Consider the following 25,824-nt stretch of genomic DNA (forward strand, 5'->3'; position numbering starts at 1 on the left):
CAGTTCGGTCCCTATCTGCCGTGGGTGTAGGAATATTGACAGGATCTGTCCCTAGTACGAGAGGACCGGGATGGACATATCTCTGGTGGACCTGTTGTCGTGCCAACGGCATAGCAGGGTAGCTATATATGGAAGGGATAACCGCTGAAGGCATCTAAGCGGGAAACCCACCTGAAAACGAGTATTCCCTATCAGGGCCGTGGAAGACGACCACGTTGATAGGAGGCGTGTGGACGTGCAGTAATGCATGAAGCTTAGCCTTACTAATAGCCCGATTGGCTTCATCGTTCTCATTGACTATGCTCATCAAGGTGCTGCGCACCTTGATGATGACATCTGTTTTGTCCTGACGCGTGAACAACGCTCCGGACGGGCCGTGACACTGGTCACGACGGCCTCTGGCCTTGCGGAGCTTTGCTCCGACAAACCAGACGGCAAACAAAGACGTGTTCAACTAAGACAAAAGGGGGTTCGCCTCCGCCAGCTTCTCGATAAAGCGTTGCAATGGTCGCCCATTGCCACGCATACATTGCCCTTAATCGACCTGGTGGTCATTGCGGGGTGGCTGCACCCGTTCCCTTTCCGAACACGGCCGTGAAACACCCCTGCGCCAATGGTACTCCGTCTTAAGACGCGGGAGAGTAGGTCGCTGCCAGGTCTATTAAAGGCAATGCCATCCATAAGGATGGACCAAACAATCTTCTCACACATAACAAACCGGCCCCTGGCCAAACCAAGGGCCGCTCCCAAAGCGGCCTTTTGTCGTTGCTGGGGTTTAACGAAATAATGGGACGTTCGGTCTGTCGCCGGTGCGTCCCTCACAGGAGACAAATCCTTCGGATTTGCTCCGGCACTACACGTAAACCGCAACGCAGTTTACGCAGACGCGAAATTTGGCAACGCCAAATTCGCTTGGCGCGGGGTGGAGCAGCCCGGTAGCTCGTCAGGCTCATAACCTGAAGGCCGCAGGTTCAAATCCTGCCCCCGCAACCAAATCATCATTATCGAAAAACACCCGTAGCCATAAGCTGCGGGTGTTTTGCGTTTGTACTGACCGAAGCGCACTAACGACCGATACGGGTCTGCCAAAGACGGATGGCGACAGATGGGATCGGTCTTGCTGGCCTTCTCCTCAGACAATCCTGACAACTCTTCGAGCGACGCTCGTGTTGCTAGCCTCTGCCAGGGCTTAAGACAAATCTGCACGGGCGCAGGTTTCAGTGCTCAAACGAAATTGCGAGACCGCCTTTCCTTCCTTGAGGTTGCAGGTTTGCCGTTCGCTGCACTATCGTGCAAGCCGATTGCCTGATGGAGGTTACCGTCCAAGGGCGGCGGGCTGCCGAAAGGTTTGCCGCTGACCGACATCCCCTCCGAATAGGATGACGTTTGGACCAGTAGGCGCTGAGGCCATGACAGGCTGTCAGTGAAACAAAGGAATGACATGTCTGATTTCGATTTCTTTTCCGCAAGGCGCCCGTCGACCCTGTCGACCGGCGCGATGATTGCCACGTCGCATCCGCTCGCCACCGCAGCCGGTCTGGAAGTCCTGCAGGATGGCGGCAATGCTGTCGACGCAGCGATTGCGGCTGTCTCCGTCCAATGCGTCGTCGATCCCCTGATGACCGGTATCGGTGGCGATTGCTTTGCGCTCTACGCACCTGCGGGCGGTGCGGTCAAGGCGCTCAACGGTTCGGGCCGCGCGCCTGCCGCCGCCTCCGTTGCAGCCCTTACAGAGCTCGGCATAAACGGCGAGATTCCCCAGACAAGCCCGCATTCGGTCACCGTCCCGGGTGCCATTTCCGCCTGGTGCCGTCTCCACACCGACCATGGAACTCTACCGCTCGAGCAATTGTTCATGCGCGCGATCGGCTATGCGCGTTCCGGCTTTCCCGTCACGCCTCGTGTCGCGATGGACTGGAAGGGCAATGAAAAAGTCATCGCCGGCGACAGCCACGCCGCTGCGGTGTTTCTGCCTGAAGGCAAGGCGCCCGTTGCAGGCGCCGTCATCCGCCAGCCGCTTCTGGCAGACCGCCTCGAGGAGATTGCTGCAGGCGGGGCTGCCGCCTTCTACGAAGGGGAAACGGCGGAAAAGATGGTTGCCCATCTGCGCTCCCTCGGTGGTCTGCACACGCTCGAGGATTTCGAGGCCGGCACGGATGGCGGGAACTGGATGGATCCGGTCAGCGCCAGCTACAAGGGTTTCGACGTCCACGAGTGCCCGCCGAATGGACAGGGGCTGGCGGCGCTGCTGATCCTGAAGATCGTCGAAGGCTTCGATCTCGCCGCCATGGACGAGGCGGATCGGATCCATGTCCACGCGGAGGCGACAAAGATCGCCTATCATCACCGCGACGCCCTGATTGCAGACCCCGAGCATTGCGCGGGCGTTGCCGAACAGCTGTTGTCCGATGAAGTCGCTGCGACGCTCCGCAGCCGTATCGACATGAAGAAGGCATTGCCGCCGGTTCTGTGGGACGAGCCAGAACACAAGGACACGATCTATCTCTGCGTCGTCGATACGCAGGGCAACGCGATTTCCTTTATCAACTCGATCTTCCATCCCTTCGGCTCGACGCGTCTCGACCCGAAGACCGGCGTGCTGTTCCACAGCCGTGGCGCGTCTTTCCGGCTGATCGAGGGGCATCCGAATGCGATCGGCCCGTCGAAGCGCCCGATGCACACGATCATTCCCGGCATGGTGACGCAGGATGGCAAAACGGTGATGCCGTTTGGCGTGATGGGCGGCCATTACCAGGCAGCGGGTCATGCGGCCTTCCTGTCGGGCGTGATCGACAGAGGTCTCGATTTGCAGGCGGCCATGGACGTGCCGCGCAGTTTCGGCTTCGGCGGCGTTTTGGAACTCGAGCCCACCGTCAGCCCGGCGGTGCGGGCAGATCTTGAAGCGAGAGGCCATGTGCTGAAGATCGTCACCAGCCCGATCGGAGGCAGTCAGGCCATCCGCATCCGCGACGGCCTGCTCGAGGGTGGGTCGGACAGCCGCAAGGATGGCATGGCGCTCGGCTTCTAGCCATAGCGGCGTATTCCATTACCGTCGTTCGGAAGTGCAAAAAGCCCGCCGAGTGCGGGCTTCTTGTCGTTCTAGCGGACGGAGGTACGCCCTAGCGCCACTGTTTCATTTCCGCATCCACTAGCGCGCGCCATGCCTGGGAATCGATCAGAGCCTGCGGAAACAGGCCCGGGATCTTGAAAAACGGGGCCGAGGGCTGCTCGTCCGAACTCTTCGCAGCGGCGGAGAGAAGCTCGTCGCGGCGCGGATCGTTGCAGTCCTGTAGCCGGCAAACGGCCGCAAGCCAGACGCCGACGACGTGCGCATAGGCCGCCCCATCCTCGCCTTGGCCGAGAACCTCGACTGCGGGTCCGAAAATACGCTGCGGGATCTTCTGGCTCGTATCCATCGCGATCTGCGCGCAGCGATGCGCGATTGTCGGATTGGCAAAGCGTTGCAGAAGCTGCTGGATATAGGCCGAAAGGTCGATTCCCGGCACCGGGTCGAGCGTCTTGACCACGGTGTTGAGATGTCGCTCGACATCCGCAACATGCCGTTCGACCGTCATCACGTCACGGGTGCATTCCAGCCCGTCCAGCAGGCCCAGATGCGCAAGCAGCGTATGCGAACCGTTGAGAAGCCGCAGCTTCATTTTTTCATAGGGCTCGACATCGACGGCAAAGAGGGCACCGGCGGCCTCCCAATGCGGCCGGCCGGAGACGAACTCGTCTTCGATCACCCATTGCAGAAACGGCTCCGTATCGAGCGCCAGCGTATCTTCGACGCCAAGCAGACGCGATGCACGCTGCCGGGTTTCCTCCGTGGCGGCGGGAACGATCCTGTCCACCATGCTTGATGGAAATGCGCCGTTCTCGGCGATCCATTCGGCCAGAGCCGGGTCGCGTCGGTTTGCCATGTCGAGCACCAGCCGTCGCAGGATCTTGCCATTGGATGGAAGATTGTCGCAGCAAAGCACGGTGAAAGGCGCGACATCCAGGTTACGGCGAAGCGCCAGCCCTTCGACGATGAAACCGATCGGGCCGACAGGCGCCTGCGGGTTTTGGAGATCGGCGGCAACCGACGGATGGTCAGGATCGAGGCCACCTGTCGTCGGATGCAACCCGTAGGCTTTTTCGGAGACGGTGAGTGTCACGATCCGGATGTCGGGGCTGGCGAGATAGGCTAGAACCTGGTCGCGCTGGTCCACAGCGGAGATCCAGTCGACGGTCGAACCGATCACCTCGGACCGATCGCCCTCGGTGTCTCGCACGGTGATCGAGTAAAGCCCGTCCTGTTCGGCCATCGCCCGGACGGGCTCCGGCGAGCGCAGATTGACCGCAACGATGCCCCAGGGGCCAAACTCCGCCTCGAGCGCCTTTTGCGTATAAACGGCCTGATGCGCGCGGTGAAAAGCACCGAGCCCGAAATGAACGATACCGGGGCGAAGTTTCGTGCGGTCGAAGGTTGGACCGGACACGGTTTCCGGCAAGGTCGTCGCGGATGAAAGTCTCTGCAGGGTCATTCTATTGCTCCAAATTCCGGATGGCTGAGCGCGCGCTCGATGCCGCGTAGTTCCGCCAGACCCTTGAGCCGGCCGATCGCCGGATAGCCCGGCTGGGCGCCACGGGTGAGATCGTCGAGGATCTCCTGACCATGGTCCGGCCGCATGGCAATCCTGTGATCCTCACGTCCTTCGCGATGACGCCGCTTTTCTTCCTTCAACAGGGCGGCAATGACCGCCACCATGTCGGTTCCGCCTTCGAGATGTTCGTCTTCGAAGAAGGAGCAGGGCAGGGAGTCATCATCGCGCGTCACGTTGCGCAGATGGACGAAATGGATGCGGTCGGCAAAACGTTCGGCAATCCGGGGGAGATCGTTATCCGCACGCGCACCGAGCGAACCGGAACACAGCGTCACGCCATTGGCGCGGCTGTCGACCGCTTTGAGCATATGAGCGTAATCGTCTTCGGTCGAAAGGATACGCGGCAGGCCAAGCAGCGGCCACGGCGGATCGTCCGGATGAGCGCAGATGTTGATCCCCACCTGTTCGGCGACAGGCACGACTTCGGAAAGAAAATCGACGAGGTTCGACTGAAGCTTCTCGCGGTTGATGCCGTGGTAAGTCCTCAGCTTTTCCAGAAGCTGGTCGAGCGAATATCCGTCCGCCGAGCCCGGCAGCCCGGCACCGATGTTGCGGCCGAGTGCTGCGATCCTGTCGTCCGCGAGCTCGGAGAAGCGCTTAGCCGCCTTGTCCTGCAGGGCTTCCGGATAATCGGCGGCCGCATCCGGTCGCTTCAGAATATGGATGTCGAAGGCGACGAAATCGACAAGATCAAAGCGCATCGCCTTCGCGCCGTGCCGGGTTTCCCAGCGCAGGTCGGTGCGGGTCCAGTCGAGGACCGGCATGAAATTATAGCAGACTGTACGAATGCCGCTTTGCGAAAGGCGACGCAGGCTTTCCTGCCAGTTGGCCACATGGGCACGCCAGTCGCCGGTCTGGGTCTTGATCTCTTCCGAGACGGGCACGCTTTCGACCACATCCCAGTAAAGACCGCCGGCCTTGATCTCCGCGTGTCGCTTCTCGATCTCGTCGGCCGGCCACACGGCCCCCGTCGGAATGTGGTGCAGGGCGCTGACAATGCCCTCCGCGCCGGCCTGCGCCGCATCCCTCACCGAAACCTTGTCGATCGGTCCGAACCATCGCCAGGTATGTTTCATTCTGTTCTTCCCGTTTCATGGTCGAAAAGTGCGATCTGCACCTTGCAGGCGACGGAACGGTCCGAAGCCTGTTCGAAGGCGCTTAGCGCGTCCTCGAGTGGATAGGTATGCGAAAGGATCGGCCGCACATCGATGGCGCGCCGCGAAATCAGATCGACCGCTTCTGCAAACTCGCGATCGAAGCGCTGCGAACCGCGCCAGTTGATTTCCTTGCCGACCAGCATGTTGAGCGGGATCGTGATGTCGCCCGTCACGCCCACCTGAACAAGAGTTCCTCTCGGCTTCAGGGCTGCAAGAGCGGTGCGAAGCGCCGGACCGGCGGCAGAGCAGTCGAAGGCCACATCGATCGTGCCTTTGCCTTCGAGATAGGGCGAAAGCGCTTCCGCGTTTTCGGCGACGTTGACCGTATCGGTCGCGCCCATCGCGGGAGCCCGGGCAAGGGCTGCGTCGGCAAGATCCGTCACGATGATCTCAGCCGCCCCTGCATACCGGGCGGCTGCGACGGTCAGAAGGCCGATCGGACCGGCACCGGTCACGAGAACGCGCTTGTTTCTGAGATCGCCCGCCTGGGAGACCGCATGAAGGCAGACTGCGAGCGGTTCCGCGCAGGCGGCTTCGGCCGGCGAAACATCTGATGAGACCGGATGGCACTGGATTGCCGGCACCACCAGATGATCGCGGAACATGCCCTGTTCGTGCGGCAGGCGCATAGCGCTGCCCATGAACCGCATTTCGAGGCAGTGGATTGGTTGGCCGAGACTGCAATAGTGGCAATGGCCGCAGGGTTGCGAAGGATTGACGGCGACCAGGTTGCCGACGCTGAGGCCGGAAACGCCATGTCCGATCGCTTCGACGAAGCCTGATGCTTCGTGTCCGGAAATGATCGGTTCGCGCACGCGGATCGGGCCGAAGCCGCCGTCCTGGAAGTAATGCAGGTCCGAGCCGCAGATGCCGCCCATCGCCATGCGCAGGAGCACTTCACCGGGGAGAGGAGCTTTATAACCCTCGCTCTCAACCTTGAGATCGCGTTTGCCATGCAGGCGGACGACGCGGGTAAGCATGGGGATAGCCTCGTTTCGTGCGTTTCGATCGGTCATTCCGCGCCGGTCTGGCCGACGCGGAATGTGTGTGTCGGTATCAGCGGATCAGGCCCATTTCAGTCGGCAGCCACAGCGTGATTGCCGGCACGAAGGTGATCAGCACCAGTGCGAGCAGCAGCGGCACCAGCCAGGGCAGGATGGCCATCGTAGTGCGCTCGACGGACAGTTTCGCGACGCGGGACAGGACGAACAGCACCATGCCGAGCGGCGGGTGCAGCAGTCCGATCATCAGGTTCAGCGTCATGATCAGACCGAAATGCACCGGATCGATGTCGAACTGCAGCACGATCGGCAGCAGGATCGGCACCAGAATGGTGATGGCGGCGATCGTATCGAGGAAGCAGCCGACGAACAGCATCAACAGGTTGACCAGGATCAGGAACACCCACTTGCTGTCGGTCAGGCTGGTGATCGCCGTCGACAGAAGCTGCGCCGTCTGGCTGACCGTCAAAAGCCATGCAAAGACGGAGGCCGCGGCCACGATGAACAGCACGGAGGCCGTCGTTTCGATCGTGTCGAAGGTTGCCTTGGCAAGCGATTTGAGGGTCATGGTGCGATAGCGCACGAGGCCGAGGAACAGCGACCACAGCACGGCGGCAACGGCTGCCTCCGTCGGCGTGAACCAACCCATCGTCATGCCGCCGATCAGGATGACCGGGGTCATCAGCGCCATGACGGCGGAGAAGTCGAAATACCAGTCGCAGGCGAGAAGCACGACGAGCGCGATCAGGATCGACAGGTTGAGCGATAGCCCGGTCAGCGTCAGCAGATAGATACCAAGCGGCACCATGGCCACAACAAGGACCTCCGTCGATGCGCTGAGGATATTCCTCCAGCTGAACGGCGTATCGGAACCCCAGCGTTTCACATAGGCGAAGATGGCAACGGTCAGCATCATCAGCACCGTCATGACGACGCCCGGCACGATGCCGGCCATGAACAGGGCACCGATCGAAACGTTGGCCATCATCCCGTAGATCACGAAAGGCAGCGATGGCGGGAAGATAGGACCAAGCGTTGCCGATGCCGCGGTAACGCCGACGGCGGCCTCGATCGGATAGCCGTGGTCCTTCATCGCCTTGATCTCGATCGTGCCGATGCCGGCAGCGTCGGCAAGCGCCGTTCCGGACATGCCGGAAAAGATGACCGAACCGATGATGTTGACCTGCGCCAAACCACCTTTCATCCAGCCGACCAGCGCGACTGCGAAAGAGTAGATGCGGCCGGTCACGCCGGCGCTGTTCATCAGGTTGCCGGCAAGAATGAAGAAGGGAACGGCCAGAAGCGGGAAGCTCTCGACACCGGCAATCAGCCGCTGCGCGACGATGATGTCAGGCGCAACATTGTAAAAGACGATGTAGAGGACCGACGAGGTTGCCATGGAGATGGCGACCGGCAGACCCAGCACCATCAGGAGAAGAAACGAACCGATAAGCAGCAGCATGAAATCAATCCTCGGCGTTCTGGAATTCTTCGGGGCGCTCGAGCACCGAATAACCGCGGCGCATGTTGGCGACGAAAACCTGGATGGAGCGCAGCAGCATCAGCACGAAGGCAACCAGCACGCTGTAGAAGACGATGTTGCGGGGCAGGTTTACGGTGACCATCTCCTCGCCCTCGACGATTTCCATGTACCGCCACATCAGCCATGATCCGTAGGTAAAGAAACCGACCCGGATAATGTCGACCAACGTCGCCATGATGCGCGTCACATGTGGCGGCAGGTAGTGGTAGAGAACGTCCACCTGAATGTGGCGCGACATGCGCACGCACATGACGGCACCGAGGAAAACCACGCCGATCAGGCAATTGACGGCGATTTCCTCCGTCCAGGCATAGCTGTCGTTGAGGACGTAACGGGTAAAGAACTGCAGGAAGACGCAGCCCGTCATCACCCAGAACAGGGCAAGCGTGACCCAGTCCTCGAAGGCATAGATTTTAAGGTCCACATCGACGGGCGCTTCGTCGAATGTATGGGCAAGCTCCTCAGGGGTCACCTGAGTGTGGATTTCCGGGGATGTCGACATGGATCCGATCCAGTTTCACGAAGGGAAGGCGCGGCTCTCGCGAGCCGCGCGAACGTTGGCGTGATCCGCGTTACTTGATGGCGCGGATGGCTTCCCAATCGGATTTCGCGTAGCCGAACTCTTCGAAAGTGACCTTTTCCAGCACGGTCTTTTCGAAGTCCGCCTTGTCAACGGTCACGACGTTGAGGCCGCGCTTCTTGAAGTCCTCGACGAGCGCCTTTTCGCGTTCCTCGATGATCTTGGTGGTGCGGGTTGCAGCTTCCTGCGTCACTTCCGTGAAGATCTTCTTGTCTGCGTCCGACAGGCTTGCCCAGCGGCTCTTGGAAATGACCGTGTTGAGATGGTCGACGATGTGACCGGACAGAACGATGTTCTTCTGGACTTCAAAGAACTTCTTCGCCTCGATCGTGGTCAGCGGGTTTTCCTGGGCATCGACCGTGCCGTTCTGCAGGGCGAGATAGACTTCTGCAAAGGCGATTGGCGTGGTGTTGGCGCCGCAGGCCCGTGGCATGGCAAGGTAGGCCGGAACGTCCGGAACGCGCATCTTGACGCCCTTCAGGTCGGCGCATTTTTCGATCGGCTTGTTGGATGTCGTATGGCGCGTGCCGTAATAGCTGACCGCGGTGATGACGTTGCCGGTCTTGTCTTCATAGCCCTTGGAGAGACGCTTGAAGACGTCGCTCTTCACATAGGCGATCAGGTGCGCCGGATCGCGAAAGATGTACGGGAAGTAGGTCACGCCGATCGGCTTGTAATCGCGGGCCGCGAAGCTGGAGCCGGAAATGATCATGTCGACCGTTCCGAGCTTCAGACCCTGGTTGATGTCGGCTTCCTTGCCGAGCTGCGACGCGGGGAAGACGTCGATCTTGTAGCGACCTTCGGTCCGCTTGGCGATTTCGCCTGCAGCCCATACGGATTCCGTATGGAAAGGCTCCGAGGTCTCATAGACATGCGCCCACTTGAGCGCTGTCTGCGCCTGTGCGCCGATTGCCGACGCCATGACGACGGCGGCGGCACCTAAAATAGTGGTAAACTTCAACATAACTTTCTCCTCCCGAATTGAAATCTCAAACTATCGTCTCGATCCGCCGCCTCCTCGCGGTCGGATCAGTCGTTCCTCGTCGGCTCCTCTCCGAAGCTTTCCGAGAATCTCTTCTGCGACAGCGTCAAATGCTGCCGCATGGCCTCGCGCGCATCGGCGGGGTTGCCCGCCGCAAGCGCGTCGCGAATGATCTTGTGTTCTTCGAGTGCTGCCTTCCAGGTGTGCGGGCCTTCGAAATAGCTGGCCAGCTTGGTGAAATACGGCGACAGCCGCTTGTCGTAGATCAGGCCGGTAAAGCGGTTGAGCGCCGAATTGCCGATCATGTCCGCAATCGCCGTATGAAACGCCCGGTCCAGCGCCAGCGCCTGGTGCGAATCGTCGAGCGAACCCTCCATCTCCGCAAGGATCGAATTGAGCTTTGCGATGCTCTCGCTGTCGGCCTTGCGGGCTGCCTCTTCGGCAATAGCGCTCTCGATCAGGCAGCGCGCCTGCAGGATTTCAAAAGGACCATCGCTGTCATCGGCGGCAAGGATTTCCGGCTGCCGGTTTGATCTGGCGCTGACATAGACGCCGGATCCCATGCGGATCTGGATCAGACCCTCGACTTCGAGCACGATCAGGGCTTCGCGAATGGTGGGGCGGGACACGCCAAGGCGCTCGGCAAGCTCACGCTCGGCCGGCAGACGCTCACCGGGCCGGACTTCTCCGGCTTCGATCAGCGTACGAAGCTGTTCCGCGGCCTGCCTGTAAAGGCGGCGCGGCTCAAGGGCGACAAACATGGTGTCCTCCACGCATCCTCCCGACGCGCAATGCGGTCAGATTGTCTTACCAATTTTGGGAAGTCAAGTGCCATCAACCTGTGACTGTGCCGGCATCTCCAAAACCGGCAGTTGCGCCCCGTAGCGACCCGCAAGAACTTCGAAAGCGGCGTGTGTTGCCGGATCGAGCGTGACGCCAGATGCTTCTCGATCCGCCGCAACCACCCATTCCCGGTCGCCCGGCGCCATGACTCGGCAGTCGGCGCGGGCCGGCGAACTGCGCAGCACATCCAGATAGCGTGTCATGCCCGCATCGAACGTCTCCCGATCGCCGAACGCCTCCGGCAGGATCGCAAAGACAAAGGCTCCGAGACCACGAGGCGTCGAAAAATCGGGACCGCCCATCGGGGCGAGGTCGAAACTCAGGCTCATGCCGGTCACGACAGCGCTGAGAATTTCGGCGAGACCGGCGAGACCCGCCCCCTTGAAGCCGAATTCACCGCCGAGCGGTGCCAGCATCTCGGCTTTGTCGGCATCGAGTGTGTCGATGCCCGAAACATCTGACGCCACCGACTGCGGCAGGGTCGTGCCCATGCTGCGGTAGAGGAGAACGCGGTTATAGGGAATGGCGCTGGTCGCCATGTCCAGCAACCACGGATCTTGCCCTTCCACCGGCACGCCGACGGCAATCGGGTTGGTGCCGTGGAAGCGCGATGCACCCTCATGCAGGCGCACGAAACTGTCGGAATTGCAAAAGGTAAAGCCGATCACGCCCTGGCGGGCCGCCTCCAGCGAATAGGCGCCGGCCGGGCCGAAATGCGAACTGTTGCGGATCGCCACAGCGCCGATGCCGAACTGACGCGCGAGCGCGATTGCGCGGTCCATCGCCGTATAGGTCGCGAGTGCGCCATGCGCATGATCCGCGTCCAGCGTCTCCACCGCACCAAAACCGCCAACGGGTTTAAGCTTCGGCGCCTTGTTGAGCCGCCCGCCTTCAAGCGCGGTCACGTAATGGTCGAGAAGACGCACCCCGTGACTGTCCACGCCATAGCGGGTGCCGTGCATCATCGCCCGCGTGGCAGCGTCCGCCGTTGCACCGTCGGCACCGCAGCCCAGAAGAACCTCGCGGCAGAAGCGATCGAGCTCGACAAGTGAAACGCGCGCTCTGTCATTCCCAGTCGGCATGTCAGGACATCCTCCACAATGTCTTTTGTCTACACTAGACATTCGATTTGGAAGATGCAATCCATGCACTGCGATTTCGATCGGTCGCATTTCATTTGCTGGAGAGCCGAATGGCTGGCCCGTCCCCGAGGCTTCATCAACGTGTGTGCGAGATACTGGCATCCGAGATCGCCTCCGGTGCGCTGTCTCCCGGCGCGTATCTGACCGAAACCAGCCTTGCCGAACGCTTCGGCATCAGCCGGGCACCCGCGCGCCATGCCCTGGGTGAGCTGGAGCAGCGCGGACTGATGCAGCGCGTCCCGGGCAGTGGCTACCAGATCTTATCCACGGAAGGTGGCGCCGCGCCCGTCGCCGCGTCGGGCCATCCTGCCGGTTCCGACGAGAAGATCCATTTCCTGTCGAGCTGGGAACTGATCTACAGGCAGATCGAGATCGAGATCGTCTCGCGCACCTCGCTTGCCAGCTGGCGTATCAACGAAGCAGCGCTTGCCGCAGCCCACGGCGTCAGCCGAACCGTTGCACGGGACGTGATGGGAAGGCTGCAGCAACGCGGCGTGGTGCTGAAGGACGATGCCGGCCGTTGGCTGGCACCGGGCCTGACGCCTGTCCATATCGGCCAGCTCTACGAGCTGCGCTGGGTGCTGGAACCGCTGGCTCTCGAGCAGGCATTTCCGCATTTGCCCGATGGCTACGTGACCGGATGCATCGAGTTCGTCGAGCAGGCAATCGCCGCTGCCGAGACGGTCACCGGCGACATGCTCGACCGCGTCGAACATCAACTGCATTCGGAGCTTCTCGGATATTGCGAAAACCGCGCGCTGATGCAGGCAATCAGCCTGCCGCAGGCGATTTTGGTCGCCCACCATTTTCTCTATCAGCCGAAGACCACCGGCTATGATGGCGAACCCTTCCTGCTGGAGCATCTGGACGTGCTTGCACCGCTCGCTTCCGGCGATATCGGCGCCGCATGCGAGGCGCTGGAGAAGCATCTGCGGATCTCACGCGACCGCGCAATCGCCCGCATTAGGGCTGCAGCATCGAGAACCATCGCCCTGCCTGACCTGCCTTATCTGGAGCGGCAGGGGCACGTCAAAACAGACTGATGTCTACCACCGGGAGGAGGAGCCCAAGAATGAAGATCAAATCCGTACAGCCATTCATCCTGCATCTGCCGCTGACCTCGGACTCGATTTCCGACAGCACCCACAGCATCACTCACTGGGGTGTCGTCGGCACCGTGATCGAAACCACCGACGGGCTGAAGGGCTACGGCTTTACCGGCACCCATGCCCATCTGGCCTCCGACCGGCTGATCACGTCCTGTATAAGGGATTGCTACGCGCCGCTGCTGATCGGCGAGGATGCCAACGAACATCAGCGTCTGTGGACCAAACTCGCACGCTATCCGTCCCTGCAATGGGTCGGCCGTGCGGGGATCACCCATCTGGCGCTGGCCGCCGTCGACGTCGCGCTCTGGGACCTCAAGGCGAAGCAGGCCGGCGTGCCGCTCTGGAGCCTGCTCGGCGGGGCAAGAACCGATCGTCTCGAGGCGTATAATACCGATATCGGCTGGCTGTCGTTTTCGCTGGAGGACCTGCTGGCCGGGTCGGCGCGCGCCGTGGAGGAGGACGGCTTCACCCGGATCAAGCTCAAGGTGGGTCATGACGATCCAAATATCGACGTCCGCCGCCTGGAAGCGGTGCGCAAGCGGCTGGGCCCAGATGTCCGGATCGCCATCGATGGCAATGGCAAATGGGATCTCCCGACCTGCCAGCGGTTTTGCGAGAGAGCCCGCGATCTCGACATCTACTGGTTCGAGGAACCGCTCTGGTACGACGATATCGCCGGCCACGCGGCGCTTGCGAAAAGCAGCACGATCCCGATCGCGCTTGGCGAGCAGCTCTATACCGTGGATGCGTTCCGGGCCTTCATCGCAGCCGGTGCCGTGTCCTACGTTCAGCCTGACGTCACGCGTCTCGGCGGCGTCACCGAATATATCCAGGTCGCGGATCTGGCGCTTGCCCACCGGTTGCCCGTTGTGCCGCATGCGGGCGAGATGAGCCAGGTTCACGTCCATCTCAGCTACTGGCATCCGGCCTCGACGATCCTTGAATACATTCCCTGGATCAAAGATCACTTCGAGGAACCGTCCAATGTCGATGCCGGCATTTACCGTCGGCCACAGCAGCCCGGTGCCAGCACGACGGTGCTGAAGGAAAGCTTCGAGCGATACGGCAAGAGCCTCGGCTGAATGCGAAAGGCCGCTGGCGTCAATCGCCAGCGGCCTCCTGTACAACGTCGACAAACGCCGTCAGATCTCGAAGATATTCTCGAACGATTCCGGAAAGTTCTGCCGCGCCAGCTTTTCGTTGATGATAAGCATCGCCTCATAGGAAAGCGGGTCGAACGTCTTGTCGGCCGGCAGCACTTCGCGCCCGAACAATAGGCTCAGGCGTGCGGCATCGAGATTGCCGCGCTCGAAGGGTTCAGTGCCGAAGTGATGCCACAGCGCATGCAGAAATGCCCCGTCGATCTTGTGCTCTTTCGTGCCGGGACGTGCCCGGCGCGGCAGAGCCTTGATCGGCGTCACGCCTTTCGGATTGGCGCGACGGATGGTGAACTGCACCCCCGTGCTTGGCATCCCGCCCGGAAAGCCTCGGTGTTTTGTCATTTCAGGCAGGTTTGCCATGTTCGTATCCTCAAGTCCTATGCGGCTGACCGGCTTTTAGCCGATCTTGTCTTGTGTCTTCGTATCGAAATCCGAAGCGTCGTGGCGCTCATGCAGCTGCTCGGATGGCTCGCCGGAAGTCCGGTTGACCATGCGGCCGCGCTTGACGCCAGGCCGTGCGAAAACCTCCGCCGTCCAGCGCTGCAGGTTCTCATAGCTCTTTACCTCGAGAAAATCACCTGCATCGCCGTAAACCTGGCCGAGCGCCAGCGTGCCGTACCAGGGGAAGATCGCCATGTCCGCAATCGTATACTCGTCGCCCGCCATATAACGGTTGTCGGCAAGATGCCGGTCGAGCACGTCGAGCTGGCGTTTCGTCTCCATCGCATAGCGATCGATCGCGTATTTGATCTTGATCGGCGCATAGGCGTAGAAATGCCCGAACCCACCGCCGAGAAACGGTGCCGAGCCCATCTGCCAGAACAGCCAGTTCATCGTTTCCGTGCGGGTGCGCAAATCCGTCGGCAGGAAGGCGCCGAACTTCTCCGCCAGATAGACGAGGATAGAGGCCGATTCGAACACACGCAGCGGCTTGCCGCCATCCTTTGGCGCATGGTCGCAAAGTGCGGGGATTTTCGAGTTCGGATTGATGTCGACAAAGCCGGAGCCGAACTGGTCGCCCTTGCCGATATTGATCATCCAGGCGTCGTATTCGGCCTGTGTGTGACCGGCTGCCAGAAGCTCTTCCAGCATGATCGTCACCTTGACGCCGTTTGGCGTGCCCAGCGAATAGAGCTGCAGCGGATGCTTTCCGACCGGCAGTTCCTTGTCCTGCGTCGGGCCGGAGATCGGGCGGTTGATACTGGCGAACTGGCCGCCATTGCCCTTTTCCCAGGCCCAGATCTTTGGCGGCTCGTAGCCGGCAGGAAAATTGTCGGCAGGAGTTTTCTCGGTCATCAGGGCGGTCCTTCCTGAAAAATTGCTCTTAAAATACGAACGATGCCTGCGATATAGGAAAAACGAGAAGAGATTTCCCGTTTTATAGCGCCATCGTATCGCGTTTTTTGGTGCTGGTCAGGATCTCTCTATGCTGCACCATCGTGTTCCGAACGAGCGGCAATGGTTAACCACGTACACGCAACTCCGCGATCGGTTCTTGTTCAGTTAACCGTTGCACCGGCACTGTCCAGCTATTCGAGGACACCCGTGCCTGCTTCAGGCGGAGACGTGTCCCACAACAAACAGGGCGAACGGTTTTTCCAGCGACGAACTCAACGTTGCGGCGAAGCTGGAAAAGGTGGTGGACATGGCACTCAGAGCGGTCGTATCGATAGAAGAGGGTGTTTCCGCAGACGCCTCGGCGTTTGCCGCGCGGCTGGACGCTGCCCGTTCGCGCCTTGAGGAACGCTTCACCGAAGGCGGACGAGCGCTTCTTTCCATTCTCGACGTTCTCAACCGCTTGGTCGCCTCGCTCGATCAGGCCGAGAGCTCGCTCGACGAAGAAACGGCGAACGCATCCCTGTTCGAGCTCACCCAGACGGTCGCGCGGCTTTCTCAGCTGAGCGAAAACGAGAAAGGCCGACAGGTCCAGTTCACCCTCATTTCCGACGCCCAGGGGCACCTGAAGGGCCATGCCGAGGACATGCAGGAAACCCTGCGCTATCTGCGCACCTTTGCAGTTACTGCAAAGATCACCGGCGCCGGAATTGCCGACTTTGCAGGATTTGCTGAGGAAATCCTGCAAAGGATTCAGGACGGCACCCGTCAGGTCAATGATTTCTCGGACAAGGTCCAGTATCTCGGCCAGGGACTGGGTTCCTTGATCACAAGAGGGAAGAGGATTGTAAGCTCCTACGAGGACACAATCCCGCAGATCGCAGCAGGACTGTCGAACGGCGGCGAGGCGATCGCTCTCAATCGCAGATCGATGATCGAACAGGCCGCAAGCGTCCGGGCAATCGCGCGCGGCATCCAGACCAAGCTCGCCTCGACGCTGTCTGCCATGCAGATCGGCGACACAACCCGCCAGAGGATCGAGCATTGTCAGTCAACGCTCACGCTCCTCGACGATTTTCTGGCCTCACCGGACGCTACGCCGCTGACCAATCCTCAGCGCGACAACCTGTCCGCTGTCATCCGGAGGCTTGTCTCCCATCAGCTCAGGCAGTCCATCGATCATTTCGAGCGTGACACGGCAAAGATCGTCGCAAGCGTGGCGAGTTTCCGTTCAGATCTCCAGAAGATCGATGCAATCCGGGAAACGATGGCAGAAGGCCAGGGCGGCGCCGCCGCCATGCGCCAGCTCGACACCGGCGTCGGCGTTGCGCGCGAAGCGGTTCGCCAGATCGAAGCCGTTGCCGGCGAGGCGACGGAACTCAGCCGGTCGACCGGCCAGACCGTAAGCGAGCTCGTCACCAGCATCGGCGTCGTGCAACTGGTCCGCACCGATATTCACTACATGGCCCTCAATACCAATCTGCGCTGCGGCAGGATCGGCGATCAGGGCAAGGCGATCAACGTGGTAGCCGCCGAACTGCGCAATTACGCGGGCGAGCTGGATGGTGCCGCCGACAAGATCCTCGTTCATCTCAGAATGCTGGAAGAATCTGCGCAAAAGCTCAGCGCCTGCGAAGATACGGGCGGCTCGCTGGATCTTCGGCTCGAACAGGCACTCGACAATATCTGCGTTGTCGGCGATCGCATGGGGACCGAAATGTCGCTGCTTGGCGAACACAGCCGATCCGCCGTCGGCGAAATCGATGCCTCGCTTGCTCGGCTTGATTTCAAGGTTGAGCTTGGTGAGGTTTTGCGGGCCTGCGTGGAAGAGGGCGAAGCCTTCGCAAGCGCCCGGCCACTGGCCGCCATCGAGCCTGCCCTCATCGAACTCGGGGCTCGCATTTCCGCCCTTTACACAATGGGTTTGGAACGTGAACTGCACGCGAAGATCATGGGAACCACACCCCTTGGCGAAGCGTCCCTCGTCTCGGTTGCATGAGTGACGACACGCTGTTTTCAGGTGTCCTCGGCATCGACGGCCTCCAAGTCAGACCGATTAAATACCCGCTGGACCTTGACCTTTCGCCGGGCCTTTGTCATGTGACCGCCTTCATTTGACGAAGCGCCCCATCGGGACGAGCCCCGGCGGCGTTATACGAAAGAAACAACATGACCAAGCCCACATCCTCGGCGCCGTCGCAGCGCATGCTTCGTGTTGGCGAACAGGTACGCGCCGCCATCACCCAGGTCCTGCAACGCGGCGAAGTTCGCGACGACCTGCTCGAGAAAACCGTGATTTCCGTTTCGGAAGTGCGGATGTCGACCGATTTGAAGGTCGCGACGGCCTATGTGACCCCACTCGGTGTCGCCGACCATGACGGCGTGATCGCAGCGCTCAACCGGCATGCCAAATATATCCGCGGCCGCATAGCCGGCCAGCTCCGGTCGATGAAATACATGCCGGAAGTGCGCTTCCGCGATGATACCAGCTTCGACAACTACAAGAAGATCGACGAGCTGCTCCGGTCTCCCGAGGTCCAGCGCGACCTGAATGGCGACGAAAACAAAGACTAGAAATAACAATCAAGAAGTATTGATGTCCAAACCCCGCAAACCAAAGGGCCGGCCGGTTTCCGGCTGGCTTATTCTCGACAAGCCGATCGATTTCGGCTCGACCGAAGCCGTGTCCAAGATCAAGTGGCTGTTCAACGCCCAGAAGTGCGGCCATGCCGGCACGCTGGATCCGCTTGCGTCAGGCATGCTGCCGATTGCGCTCGGCGATGCGACGAAGACCGTGCCCTATGTCATGGACGGGCGAAAGATCTACGAATTCGCCGTCACCTGGGGCGAGGAACGGTCGACCGACGACCTCGAAGGCGCTGTCACCGCGTCGTCCGACAGCCGTCCGAGCGAAGATGAGATCCGCGCGCTTCTGCCGAACTACACCGGCACCATCAGTCAGATCCCGCCACAGTTTTCCGCCATCAAGATTGCCGGCGAGCGGGCCTATGATCTGGCCCGCGATGGCGAGATCGTCGAGATCCCGTCGCGCGAGGTCCAGATCTTTCGCCTGACGCTGCTCGGTGTAACCTCGGACAAGGCGCATTTCGAAGTGGAATGCGGCAAGGGTACCTATGTTCGGGCGCTCGCCCGCGACTTCGGCCGCGATCTGGGCTGCTACGGTCATATCTCGGAACTGCGCCGCACCTTCGTCGCGCCCTTTGCCGAAGACCGCATGGTGCCGCTCTCCGAACTTGTGGCGCTGGAACAGATCGAGGATCGCGACGAACGGCTGGCAGCCCTTGATGCCTTCATGATCAACACGTCTGAAGCGCTTTCCAGCCTGCCGCATCTGCCTGTCACAGACGATCAGGCCCACCGCATCAAGATGGGCAATCCGATTATCCTGCGCGGCCGCGATGCACCGGCTGACGAAGCGGAAGCCTATGCGACCGTGCGTGGCAAGCTGCTTGCCATCGGCGAGATCGGCCAGGGAGAGTTCCGTCCCAAGCGGGTGTTTGGCTGAGCCTCTTCCATTCTCTCCTTGAATGGTCTATAGGCACCGCCAGCAAAAGCAGGCTTTTCCGCCTGTTTTGCGTTTCACGGCCAAGACTGGACGACATCCCGGCCTTAGGCGACCCATAATCCTCATATTCGAAAGGATAACACGATGTCGATCACTGCAGAGCGCAAGGCCGAACTCATCAAGGAATACGCAACCGTTGAAGGCGACACCGGTTCGCCGGAAGTCCAGGTTGCGATCCTCACCGAGCGGATCAACAATCTGACCGAACACTTCAAGGGCCACAAGAAGGACAACCACTCCCGTCGTGGCCTTCTGACCATGGTTTCCACACGTCGTTCGCTTCTCGACTACGTCAAGAAGAAAGACGAATCCCGTTACAGCAAGTTGATTGCTGCTCTGGGCATTCGCCGCTAAAAAATTACCGGCGGGCGCTCAATCGGGCGCCTGCCGGTTTCTCATTCGGGCCAAGCGTCCGATGGAATGTTTGCGATGCGCTTTATCTCGCGCCGCAAGAATGCCCGCAGACCCGGATGGGCCGGATCTGCAAAAACCAAACCGTTGACCTGTCATGGGGCAGGATTGCCGGATGCTTTCGACCAGGGATCACTCAAAGACCCTGATCAGACGTCGACCACCGAAGTCGCCGACCCGAAGCCTCCCGTTGTCTTGCCCGTGATCTGTCACATCGATTGCGGTCGACTATGCACTGCGCCGGCTACGGCACTGCGCGTGCTCCCGCATTAAAGGACACCATATGTTCAATACCCACTCCGTCGAAATCGAATGGGCAGGCCGCCCGCTGAAGCTTGAAACGGGCAAGATCGCCCGCCAGGCTGACGGCGCGGTTCTCGCCACCTACGGCGAAACCGTCGTTCTCGCCACCGTTGTTTCGGCCAAGTCGGCCAAGCCTGGCCAGGACTTCTTCCCGCTGACCGTCAACTACCAGGAAAAGACTTATGCCGCCGGCAAGATCCCGGGCGGCTATTTCAAGCGCGAAGGTCGCCCGTCGGAAAAGGAAACGCTGGTTTCCCGCCTGATCGACCGTCCGATCCGCCCGCTCTTCCCGGAAGGCTACAAGAACGAGACCCAGGTCGTCGTTACCGTCATCCAGCACGACCTTGAAAACGATCCGGACGTCTTGTCGATGGTTGCAGCATCCGCTGCCCTGACGATCTCTGGCGTTCCCTTCATGGGCCCGCTTGGCGGCGCACGCGTCGGCTACATCAACGGCGAATACGTTCTGAACCCGCATCTCGACGAGATGGACGAGTCGGTTCTCGACCTCGTCGTTGCCGGCACCCAGGACGCCGTCCTGATGGTCGAGTCGGAAGCCAAGGAACTCAACGAAGAGATCATGCTCGGCGCCGTCATGTTCGGCCACAAGGGCTTCCAGCCGGTTATCGACGCGATCATCAAGCTCGCTGAAGTTGCCGCCAAGGAGCCACGCGATTTCCAGCCGGAAGATCATTCCGCGCTCGAAGCCGAAATGCTGCAGCACTTCGAAGCCGAACTGCGCACCGCCTACAAGAACACTCAAAAGGCTGAACGCTACGCTGCCGTCGACGCCGTCAAGGCGAAGGTCAAGGCACACTTCTTCCCGGAAGGCGTAGAGCCGAAGTACCCGGCCGAAGTCATCGGCGCGACCTTCAAGCACCTGCAGGCGAAGATCGTTCGCTGGAACATCCTCGACACCAAGAGCCGCATCGACGGTCGTGATCTCGAGACCGTTCGCAAGATCGTGTCGGAAGTCGGCATCCTGCCGCGCACCCACGGTTCGGCCCTGTTCACACGCGGCGAAACCCAGGCGATCGTTGTTGCGACGCTCGGCACCGGCGAAGACGAACAGTATGTCGATAGCCTGACCGGCATGTACAAGGAACGCTTCCTTCTGCATTACAACTTCCCTCCCTACTCGGTTGGCGAAACCGGCCGCATGGGTTCCCCAGGGCGTCGCGAAATCGGCCACGGCAAGCTCGCATGGCGCGCGATCCGTCCGATGCTGCCAACGGCTGAACAGTTCCCCTACACGCTCCGCGTCGTCTCCGAGATCACCGAGTCGAACGGCTCGTCCTCGATGGCAACCGTCTGCGGCACATCGCTTGCTCTGATGGACGCTGGCGTCCCGCTCGCAAAGCCTGTTGCCGGTATCGCTATGGGCCTGATCCTCGAAGGCGAACGCTTTGCCGTTCTCTCCGACATCCTCGGTGACGAAGATCATCTCGGCGACATGGACTTCAAGGTTGCAGGTACTGTCGACGGCATCACCTCGCTGCAGATGGACATCAAGATCGCCGGCATCACCGAAGAGATCATGAAGGTCGCGCTCGGCCAGGCACAGGGTGGCCGCAAGCACATCCTCACCGAAATGGCCAACGCCATCACCGAAGGTCGCTCGGAACTCGGCGAATTCGCACCGCGCATCGAAGTGATGAACATCCCGGTCGACAAGATCCGTGAAGTCATCGGTTCGGGCGGCAAGGTCATCCGCGAAATCGTCGAAAAGACCGGCGCCAAGATCAACATCGAAGACGACGGCACGGTCAAGATTGCCTCCGCCTCCGGCAAGGAAATCGAAGCGGCCCGCAAGTGGATCCATTCGATCGTTGCTGAACCGGAAGTCGGCACCATCTACGAAGGTACCGTTGTGAAGACCGCCGACTTCGGCGCCTTCGTCAACTTCTTCGGCGCCCGCGACGGTCTGGTCCATATCAGCCAGCTCGCTTCCGACCGTGTTGCCAAGACCCAGGACGTGGTCAAGGAAGGTCAGAAGGTCTGGGTCAAGCTGATGGGCTTCGACGAGCGCGGCAAGGTTCGCCTGTCGATGAAGGCCGTCGACCAGGCCACCGGCCAGGAAGTCAAGAAGGCTGACGGCGAAGCTGCCGAATAAGCCCTCGACCTATCGAGAGATCGAGGCGCGGAAGGAATAACTTCCGCGCCTTTTTTGTTTTCACCGACGACACGACCGCCCGAGATCCGATCATGACCCGAGAAGCCCTGAAGACCCTTTTCCATCCCTTCGCCACCGACGCGATCCAAACGCCCGGCGAGGGTGAGCGCATACTGTTTCTGGGTGCGGAAGCGGGCAATGCCCTGCCTGACGGGTTTGATGCCGAGATCACGGCCATCCAGCCGTTCCGTCCACTGTTCCGCAGCCTGCGCGACAACGCGTTTCCCGAGCCCGAGGGCGAGGATTACGACGGTGCGCTTGTCCTGTGCGGCAAGCATCGCGGCGAAAACGAAAACCGCATTGCCGAAGCACTTGCGCGGGTGAAGGTCGGTGGCCTGATCGTCGTTGCCGGTGGCAAGGAAGACGGTATCGCACCCATTCGCACGATGCTGCTGAAGCTCGGCATCACGCTGGACTACGCGCCGAAGTATCACGGCGTTGCCATCTGGTTCGGCCGGCCGGAGGATGCGTCTGGCGCGATCCAGGCACTGAAAAAGACAGCTGTGACGGTCGACGGTCGATTCCAGGCCGCTCCCGGCATGTTCTCGCACGACCGCATCGATCCGGGCTCCGAACTTCTGGTAAGCCGCTTCCCGACGGATTTCGACGGCAATGCCGCTGATTTCGGTGCCGGCTGGGGTTATCTTTCGGTGATGCTCGCCGAGCGTTCGCCCCGCGTGAACCGTATCGACCTGTTCGAGGCCGATCACCGGGCGCTGGAATTTGCAAAACAGAACGTTGCGCATAACTGCCCGGATCTCGAAGCCCGCTTCTTCTGGCAGGATCTGGGAACCGAGCCGCCAAAGGAAAAATACGACCTCGTCATCATGAACCCGCCCTTCCATGAGACGCAGGCCGCCGATCCGGAACTGGGCAAGACGATGATCCGCACGGCTGCAGGCGCGCTCAGAAGCGGCGGCAGGCTTATGCTGGTCGCCAATCGCGGCATGCAATACGAGCCGGTGCTCGAGGAAGCGTTCCGGGAATACGGCGAAACCTGCCGCAACGCCCGCTTCAAGATCCTCTGGGCGAAGAAGTAGCTTCACCCCTCAAAATCTAGGATTGCCCGCCCCGACAGCTCGAATGCACACTGAAGTTGCGTTGGAGCGGTCGGGGTTTTTGTATGAAAGGCGTTGTTTCAGCACTTCTGCTCTTGATCGCCACTGAAACGGCGAGCGCCGAAGAGCCGCGCGCCAGTGTTCGCTTGACCTGGGAATGGTTCAACACCGCGGAAACCTATCGCAAATACAAGGTCAAAGGGCCGGATGACCTTCGCATTGCCGCGCATTACTTCCGGCTCGCGGCCAAGAACGGCAACGCTGCGGCAGCATACAAGCTCGGTGAAGCTTATGAGATAGGCTCAGGTGTCCCACTCGATCTTCCGGAAGCGCTCCGCTGGTATCGCCAGTCCGCCGACGCTGGCGACATGCATGCGGAGCTGAAGGTCGGCTGGTTCTATCAGAAGGGCTTGAGCCTGCGGGCTGATCCATCACGGGCTGTCGAATGGTACGAGCGCTCCGCCAGCAAAGGCAACCTATGGGCCTATCACATGCTGGCCTTCATGTTGATGGACGGGGAGGGGGTCGCAAAGAACCTCGCCCTTGCGCAAAGTTATTTCGAAAAGAGCCTGCCTTTCACGCACGATCACTGGGCGCAGCTGAAGCTGGCGCAGTTGATCCGGTCGAGCGATCCACGTCGCTCCAAAGAACTGCTCAAGCAGTCAGCGAGTGCCGGCAATGCCGACGCGGTCCGGGAATTGAACTCAAATTGAAAGTGCCCGCCGTCCCAGGGATCGCACGCGTCGGATGCTACTGCGCGTCGGACTTGCGCAGTCTGTCGAGGCTTGGCAGTGAGGTGATGCTGTATCCGGCGTCCACGTAATGCACTTCGCCTGTCACACCGCGGGAGAGATCGGACAGCAGATAGAGTGCCGATCCGCCGATGTCCTCGATCGTGGCAGTGCGGCGCAACGGCGCGTTCTGCTGGTTCCAGGCGTAGATCGCCCGTGCATCGGAAATCCCGGCGCCGGCAAGCGTGCGCACGGGGCCTGCAGAGATTGTGTTGACGCGGATGTCGTTCGGGCCGAAATCGGCGGCCAGATAGCGCACCGAGGCTTCAAGCGCTGCCTTGGCAACGCCCATCACGTTGTAGTTCGGAATGACGCGCTGTGAACCGTTATAGGTCAGCGTCAGCATAGAGCCGCCATCAGGCATCAGGGCTGCGGCGCGCTTGGCGATTTCCGTGAAGGAAAAGCAGGAGATCACCATCGTACGCGAGAAATTCTCGCGCGTCGTGTCGGCGTAGAGGCCCTTCAGCTCGTTCTTGTCGGAGAAGCCGATGGCATGAACGAGAAAGTCGATCGTGCCCCAGCGTTCGCGCAGCGCTTCAAACGTTGCGTCGACCGACGCGATATCTTCGACGTCGCAGGGAACCACGAAATCTGAGCCGAGTTCGGCGGCAAGCGGTCTGACCCGCTTGCCCAGCGCTTCACCCTGATAGGTGAAAGCCACTTCCGCACCCTGTGCCGCGACCGCCTTGGCAATTCCCCAGGCGATCGAGTGGTTGTTGGCAACGCCCATGATCAGGCCGCGCTTGCCCTGCATGATCCCGGACATCAAATTATCCGTTATGACGCTGGAAGACGAGCGTGGCGTTGGTGCCGCCAAAGCCGAACGAGTTGGAGAGCACAGTGTCGATCTTGGCATTGTCGATCCGCTTGCGAACGATCGGCACGCCGTCGAATTCCGGATCCAGCGTCTGGATGTGCGCGCTTTCACCGATAAAGCGTTCCTGCATCATCAGCAGGCCATAGATCGATTCCTGCACGCCGGCACCGCCGAGCGAGTGGCCGGTCAGCGACTTGGTCGACTGGATGTGCGGGATCTTGTCCTTGAACACTTCGCGGATGGCGCCGATTTCCTTGGAATCGCCAACCGGTGTCGAGGTGCCGTGGGTGTTAATGTAGTCGACCTCGCCTTCAACGTTGGCAAGCGCCTGACGCATGCAGCGGATGGCGCCTTCGCCTGATGGTGCGACCATGTCATAGCCATCGGATGTGGCGCCGTAGCCGGTGAGTTCTGCGTAGATCTTGGCGCCGCGCGCCTTGGCATGCTCCAGTTCTTCAAGCACGAGAACGCCTGCACCGCCGGCGATGACGAAACCGTCGCGGTCGGCGTCATAGGCGCGCGAAGCCGTCGCCGGCTGGTCGTTGTACTTGGAGGACATGGCGCCCATCGCGTCGAACAGGTTCGACATGGTCCAGTCGAGGTCCTCGTGGCCGCCGGCGAACATCACGTCCTGCTTGCCCCACTGGATCATCTCCGCGGCATTGCCGATGCAATGCGCAGACGTCGAGCAGGCCGACGAGATCGAGTAGTTGACGCCGTGGATCTTGAACCAGGTCGCAAGCGTCGCAGACGCTGTCGACGACATCGCCTTCGGCACGGCAAACGGACCGATCCGCTTCGGGCTGTTGTTCTTGATTGTCGTTTCGGCCGCTTCGATCAGGGTGCGGGTGGAAGGACCGCCCGAACCCATGATGATGCCGGTGCGCTCGTTCTCGCTGTAATCCTTTTCCTCAAGTCCGGAATCGGCCAGCGCCTGCTTCATCGCCACATGGTTCCACGCTCCACCCTGGGAGAGGAAGCGCATGGCGCGGCGATCGACGAGTTCCGTCGTATCGATGTTGGGCTTGCCCCAGACCTGGCACTTGAAGCCGTGCTCGGCGAAATCCGGCGAGAAAGAAATACCGGACTTTGCCTGCCGCAGGGATTCGGTGACTTCGGCTGCGTCGTTACCGATCGAGGACACGATACCGAGCCCAGTGACAACTACCCGTCTCATTTCATCA

The 25,824-nt window shown here is 60.6% G+C and carries 22 protein-coding genes, 1 tRNA gene and 2 rRNA genes; 13 read left to right on the forward strand and 12 right to left on the reverse strand.

The features are described 5' to 3' along the window. The 4 genes from G6K99_RS00005 to G6K99_RS00020 form a co-directional block, all read left to right on the forward strand. Positions 1-288, forward strand: a 23S ribosomal RNA gene (locus G6K99_RS00005); the annotation flags it as partial. A 255-nt stretch (positions 289-543) separates the two neighbouring features. After that, positions 544-658 (forward strand): 5S ribosomal RNA (gene rrf / locus G6K99_RS00010). A 258-nt stretch (positions 659-916) separates the two neighbouring features. Beyond that, positions 917-993, forward strand: a tRNA-Met gene (locus G6K99_RS00015). Positions 994-1,441: 448 nt separating this feature from the next. After that, entirely contained in the window at positions 1,442-3,028 is a 1,587-nt protein-coding gene (locus G6K99_RS00020) for a gamma-glutamyltransferase family protein (RefSeq protein WP_244631333.1), read from the forward strand. A 91-nt stretch (positions 3,029-3,119) separates the two neighbouring features. Here G6K99_RS00020 and G6K99_RS00025 read toward each other — a convergent pair whose 3' ends face one another. The 8 genes from G6K99_RS00025 to G6K99_RS00060 all read right to left on the reverse strand — a co-directional run bounded on the left by G6K99_RS00025 (position 3,120) and on the right by G6K99_RS00060 (position 11,837). Then, positions 3,120-4,529, reverse strand: a complete 1,410-nt coding sequence (locus G6K99_RS00025) for a mannitol dehydrogenase family protein (protein WP_174195360.1) — start codon at positions 4,527-4,529, stop codon at positions 3,120-3,122. Further along, complete coding sequence (gene uxuA, locus G6K99_RS00030; protein ID WP_174195361.1) at positions 4,526-5,725, reverse strand: mannonate dehydratase; 1,200 nt, start codon at positions 5,723-5,725, stop codon at positions 4,526-4,528. The genes G6K99_RS00025 and uxuA overlap by 4 nt, the downstream gene beginning before the upstream one ends. Further along, complete coding sequence (locus tag G6K99_RS00035) at positions 5,722-6,786, reverse strand: L-idonate 5-dehydrogenase (RefSeq protein WP_174195362.1); 1,065 nt, start codon at positions 6,784-6,786, stop codon at positions 5,722-5,724. The genes uxuA and G6K99_RS00035 overlap by 4 nt, the downstream gene beginning before the upstream one ends. A gap of 76 nt (positions 6,787-6,862) precedes the next feature. Beyond that, positions 6,863-8,269: a TRAP transporter large permease gene (locus tag G6K99_RS00040; protein WP_174195363.1), complete on the reverse strand. Its 1,407-nt coding sequence runs from the start codon at positions 8,267-8,269 to the stop codon at positions 6,863-6,865. Between the two features lie 4 nt (positions 8,270-8,273). Continuing rightward, complete coding sequence (locus G6K99_RS00045) at positions 8,274-8,852, reverse strand: TRAP transporter small permease (protein ID WP_174195364.1); 579 nt, start codon at positions 8,850-8,852, stop codon at positions 8,274-8,276. Positions 8,853-8,922: 70 nt separating this feature from the next. Then, positions 8,923-9,894, reverse strand: a complete 972-nt coding sequence (locus G6K99_RS00050) for a sialic acid TRAP transporter substrate-binding protein SiaP (RefSeq protein ID WP_092664078.1) — start codon at positions 9,892-9,894, stop codon at positions 8,923-8,925. Positions 9,895-9,959: 65 nt separating this feature from the next. Continuing rightward, complete coding sequence (locus G6K99_RS00055) at positions 9,960-10,673, reverse strand: FadR/GntR family transcriptional regulator (protein ID WP_092664076.1); 714 nt, start codon at positions 10,671-10,673, stop codon at positions 9,960-9,962. A gap of 63 nt (positions 10,674-10,736) precedes the next feature. Beyond that, positions 10,737-11,837, reverse strand: coding sequence for an Ldh family oxidoreductase (locus G6K99_RS00060; protein WP_174195365.1), 1,101 nt, complete (start codon positions 11,835-11,837; stop codon positions 10,737-10,739). 110 nt (positions 11,838-11,947) lie between these two features. On the opposite strand from G6K99_RS00060, the gene G6K99_RS00065 reads away from it, so the two are divergent. Together G6K99_RS00065 and G6K99_RS00070 are read left to right on the forward strand one after the other, a co-directional pair. Then, positions 11,948-12,940 (forward strand): GntR family transcriptional regulator, encoded by a 993-nt coding sequence (locus G6K99_RS00065; protein ID WP_174195366.1) that lies wholly within the window; start codon positions 11,948-11,950, stop codon positions 12,938-12,940. Positions 12,941-12,969: 29 nt separating this feature from the next. Beyond that, the gene (locus G6K99_RS00070) at positions 12,970-14,088 is read left to right on the forward strand and encodes a mandelate racemase/muconate lactonizing enzyme family protein (protein ID WP_174195367.1); all 1,119 of its coding nucleotides are present in this window, start codon (positions 12,970-12,972) and stop codon (positions 14,086-14,088) included. A gap of 60 nt (positions 14,089-14,148) precedes the next feature. Here the strand turns inward: G6K99_RS00070 and G6K99_RS00075 are convergent, their stop codons facing one another. Both G6K99_RS00075 and yghU read right to left on the reverse strand, forming a co-directional pair. Further along, positions 14,149-14,526, reverse strand: a complete 378-nt coding sequence (locus tag G6K99_RS00075) for a hypothetical protein (protein ID WP_113165737.1) — start codon at positions 14,524-14,526, stop codon at positions 14,149-14,151. 36 nt (positions 14,527-14,562) lie between these two features. Then, a complete protein-coding gene (gene yghU / locus G6K99_RS00080) occupies positions 14,563-15,462 on the reverse strand; it encodes a glutathione-dependent disulfide-bond oxidoreductase (RefSeq protein ID WP_174195368.1) in 900 nt (299 codons plus the stop codon). Between the two features lie 349 nt (positions 15,463-15,811). On the opposite strand from yghU, the gene G6K99_RS00085 reads away from it, so the two are divergent. The 7 genes from G6K99_RS00085 to G6K99_RS00115 all read left to right on the forward strand — a co-directional run bounded on the left by G6K99_RS00085 (position 15,812) and on the right by G6K99_RS00115 (position 23,745). Further along, positions 15,812-17,500 carry a chemotaxis protein gene (locus G6K99_RS00085; protein ID WP_174195369.1) on the forward strand — a complete coding sequence of 563 codons (1,689 nt, stop codon included), beginning with the start codon at positions 15,812-15,814 and terminating at the stop codon, positions 17,498-17,500. A 170-nt stretch (positions 17,501-17,670) separates the two neighbouring features. Continuing rightward, the gene (gene rbfA, locus G6K99_RS00090) at positions 17,671-18,075 is read left to right on the forward strand and encodes a 30S ribosome-binding factor RbfA (RefSeq protein ID WP_174195370.1); all 405 of its coding nucleotides are present in this window, start codon (positions 17,671-17,673) and stop codon (positions 18,073-18,075) included. A 22-nt stretch (positions 18,076-18,097) separates the two neighbouring features. Next, a complete protein-coding gene (gene truB / locus G6K99_RS00095) occupies positions 18,098-19,027 on the forward strand; it encodes a tRNA pseudouridine(55) synthase TruB (RefSeq protein ID WP_174195371.1) in 930 nt (309 codons plus the stop codon). 144 nt (positions 19,028-19,171) lie between these two features. Next, positions 19,172-19,441: a 30S ribosomal protein S15 gene (gene rpsO / locus G6K99_RS00100; protein WP_062454254.1), complete on the forward strand. Its 270-nt coding sequence runs from the start codon at positions 19,172-19,174 to the stop codon at positions 19,439-19,441. A 340-nt stretch (positions 19,442-19,781) separates the two neighbouring features. Beyond that, the gene (gene pnp / locus G6K99_RS00105) at positions 19,782-21,914 is read left to right on the forward strand and encodes a polyribonucleotide nucleotidyltransferase (protein WP_174195372.1); all 2,133 of its coding nucleotides are present in this window, start codon (positions 19,782-19,784) and stop codon (positions 21,912-21,914) included. 92 nt (positions 21,915-22,006) lie between these two features. Further along, the gene (locus G6K99_RS00110; RefSeq protein ID WP_062454252.1) at positions 22,007-23,014 is read left to right on the forward strand and encodes a class I SAM-dependent methyltransferase; all 1,008 of its coding nucleotides are present in this window, start codon (positions 22,007-22,009) and stop codon (positions 23,012-23,014) included. Between the two features lie 83 nt (positions 23,015-23,097). Further along, positions 23,098-23,745, forward strand: coding sequence for a tetratricopeptide repeat protein (locus G6K99_RS00115; RefSeq protein WP_174195373.1), 648 nt, complete (start codon positions 23,098-23,100; stop codon positions 23,743-23,745). A 37-nt stretch (positions 23,746-23,782) separates the two neighbouring features. On the opposite strand, the gene fabI is transcribed toward G6K99_RS00115, so the two are convergent. Continuing rightward, a complete protein-coding gene (fabI, locus tag G6K99_RS00120; RefSeq protein ID WP_174195374.1) occupies positions 23,783-24,589 on the reverse strand; it encodes an enoyl-ACP reductase FabI in 807 nt (268 codons plus the stop codon). 4 nt (positions 24,590-24,593) lie between these two features. Then, on the reverse strand, positions 24,594-25,817 hold the full coding sequence (gene fabB, locus G6K99_RS00125; protein WP_062454249.1) for a beta-ketoacyl-ACP synthase I: 1,224 nt from the start codon (positions 25,815-25,817) through the stop codon (positions 24,594-24,596). Positions 25,818-25,824 lie beyond the last annotated feature (7 nt).

The organism is Neorhizobium sp. AL 9.2.2, from assembly GCF_013317225.1.
GTDB lineage: Bacteria > Pseudomonadota > Alphaproteobacteria > Rhizobiales > Rhizobiaceae > Neorhizobium > Neorhizobium soli.

Excerpts from the sequence above, each read along its gene's own strand:
- G6K99_RS00035 (WP_174195362.1), bottom strand. The coding sequence starts at position 6,786 with ATGCTTACCCGCGTCGTCCGCCTGCATGGCAAACGCGATCTCAAGGTT.
- G6K99_RS00020 (WP_244631333.1), top strand. The coding sequence starts at position 1,442 with ATGTCTGATTTCGATTTCTTTTCCGCAAGGCGCCCGTCGACCCTGTCG.
- yghU (WP_174195368.1), bottom strand. The coding sequence starts at position 15,462 with ATGACCGAGAAAACTCCTGCCGACAATTTTCCTGCCGGCTACGAGCCG.
- G6K99_RS00065 (WP_174195366.1), top strand. The coding sequence starts at position 11,948 with ATGGCTGGCCCGTCCCCGAGGCTTCATCAACGTGTGTGCGAGATACTG.
- G6K99_RS00085 (WP_174195369.1), top strand. The coding sequence starts at position 15,812 with ATGGCACTCAGAGCGGTCGTATCGATAGAAGAGGGTGTTTCCGCAGAC.
- fabB (WP_062454249.1), bottom strand. The coding sequence starts at position 25,817 with ATGAGACGGGTAGTTGTCACTGGGCTCGGTATCGTGTCCTCGATCGGT.
- pnp (WP_174195372.1), top strand. The coding sequence starts at position 19,782 with ATGTTCAATACCCACTCCGTCGAAATCGAATGGGCAGGCCGCCCGCTG.
- uxuA (WP_174195361.1), bottom strand. The coding sequence starts at position 5,725 with ATGAAACATACCTGGCGATGGTTCGGACCGATCGACAAGGTTTCGGTG.
- truB (WP_174195371.1), top strand. The coding sequence starts at position 18,098 with ATGTCCAAACCCCGCAAACCAAAGGGCCGGCCGGTTTCCGGCTGGCTT.
- G6K99_RS00070 (WP_174195367.1), top strand. The coding sequence starts at position 12,970 with ATGAAGATCAAATCCGTACAGCCATTCATCCTGCATCTGCCGCTGACC.
- G6K99_RS00055 (WP_092664076.1), bottom strand. The coding sequence starts at position 10,673 with ATGTTTGTCGCCCTTGAGCCGCGCCGCCTTTACAGGCAGGCCGCGGAA.
- G6K99_RS00060 (WP_174195365.1), bottom strand. The coding sequence starts at position 11,837 with ATGCCGACTGGGAATGACAGAGCGCGCGTTTCACTTGTCGAGCTCGAT.
- rpsO (WP_062454254.1), top strand. The coding sequence starts at position 19,172 with ATGTCGATCACTGCAGAGCGCAAGGCCGAACTCATCAAGGAATACGCA.
- G6K99_RS00045 (WP_174195364.1), bottom strand. The coding sequence starts at position 8,852 with ATGTCGACATCCCCGGAAATCCACACTCAGGTGACCCCTGAGGAGCTT.
- G6K99_RS00115 (WP_174195373.1), top strand. The coding sequence starts at position 23,098 with ATGAAAGGCGTTGTTTCAGCACTTCTGCTCTTGATCGCCACTGAAACG.
- rbfA (WP_174195370.1), top strand. The coding sequence starts at position 17,671 with ATGACCAAGCCCACATCCTCGGCGCCGTCGCAGCGCATGCTTCGTGTT.
- G6K99_RS00025 (WP_174195360.1), bottom strand. The coding sequence starts at position 4,529 with ATGACCCTGCAGAGACTTTCATCCGCGACGACCTTGCCGGAAACCGTG.
- G6K99_RS00110 (WP_062454252.1), top strand. The coding sequence starts at position 22,007 with ATGACCCGAGAAGCCCTGAAGACCCTTTTCCATCCCTTCGCCACCGAC.
- G6K99_RS00050 (WP_092664078.1), bottom strand. The coding sequence starts at position 9,894 with ATGTTGAAGTTTACCACTATTTTAGGTGCCGCCGCCGTCGTCATGGCG.
- G6K99_RS00040 (WP_174195363.1), bottom strand. The coding sequence starts at position 8,269 with ATGCTGCTGCTTATCGGTTCGTTTCTTCTCCTGATGGTGCTGGGTCTG.
- fabI (WP_174195374.1), bottom strand. The coding sequence starts at position 24,589 with ATGTCCGGGATCATGCAGGGCAAGCGCGGCCTGATCATGGGCGTTGCC.
- G6K99_RS00075 (WP_113165737.1), bottom strand. The coding sequence starts at position 14,526 with ATGGCAAACCTGCCTGAAATGACAAAACACCGAGGCTTTCCGGGCGGG.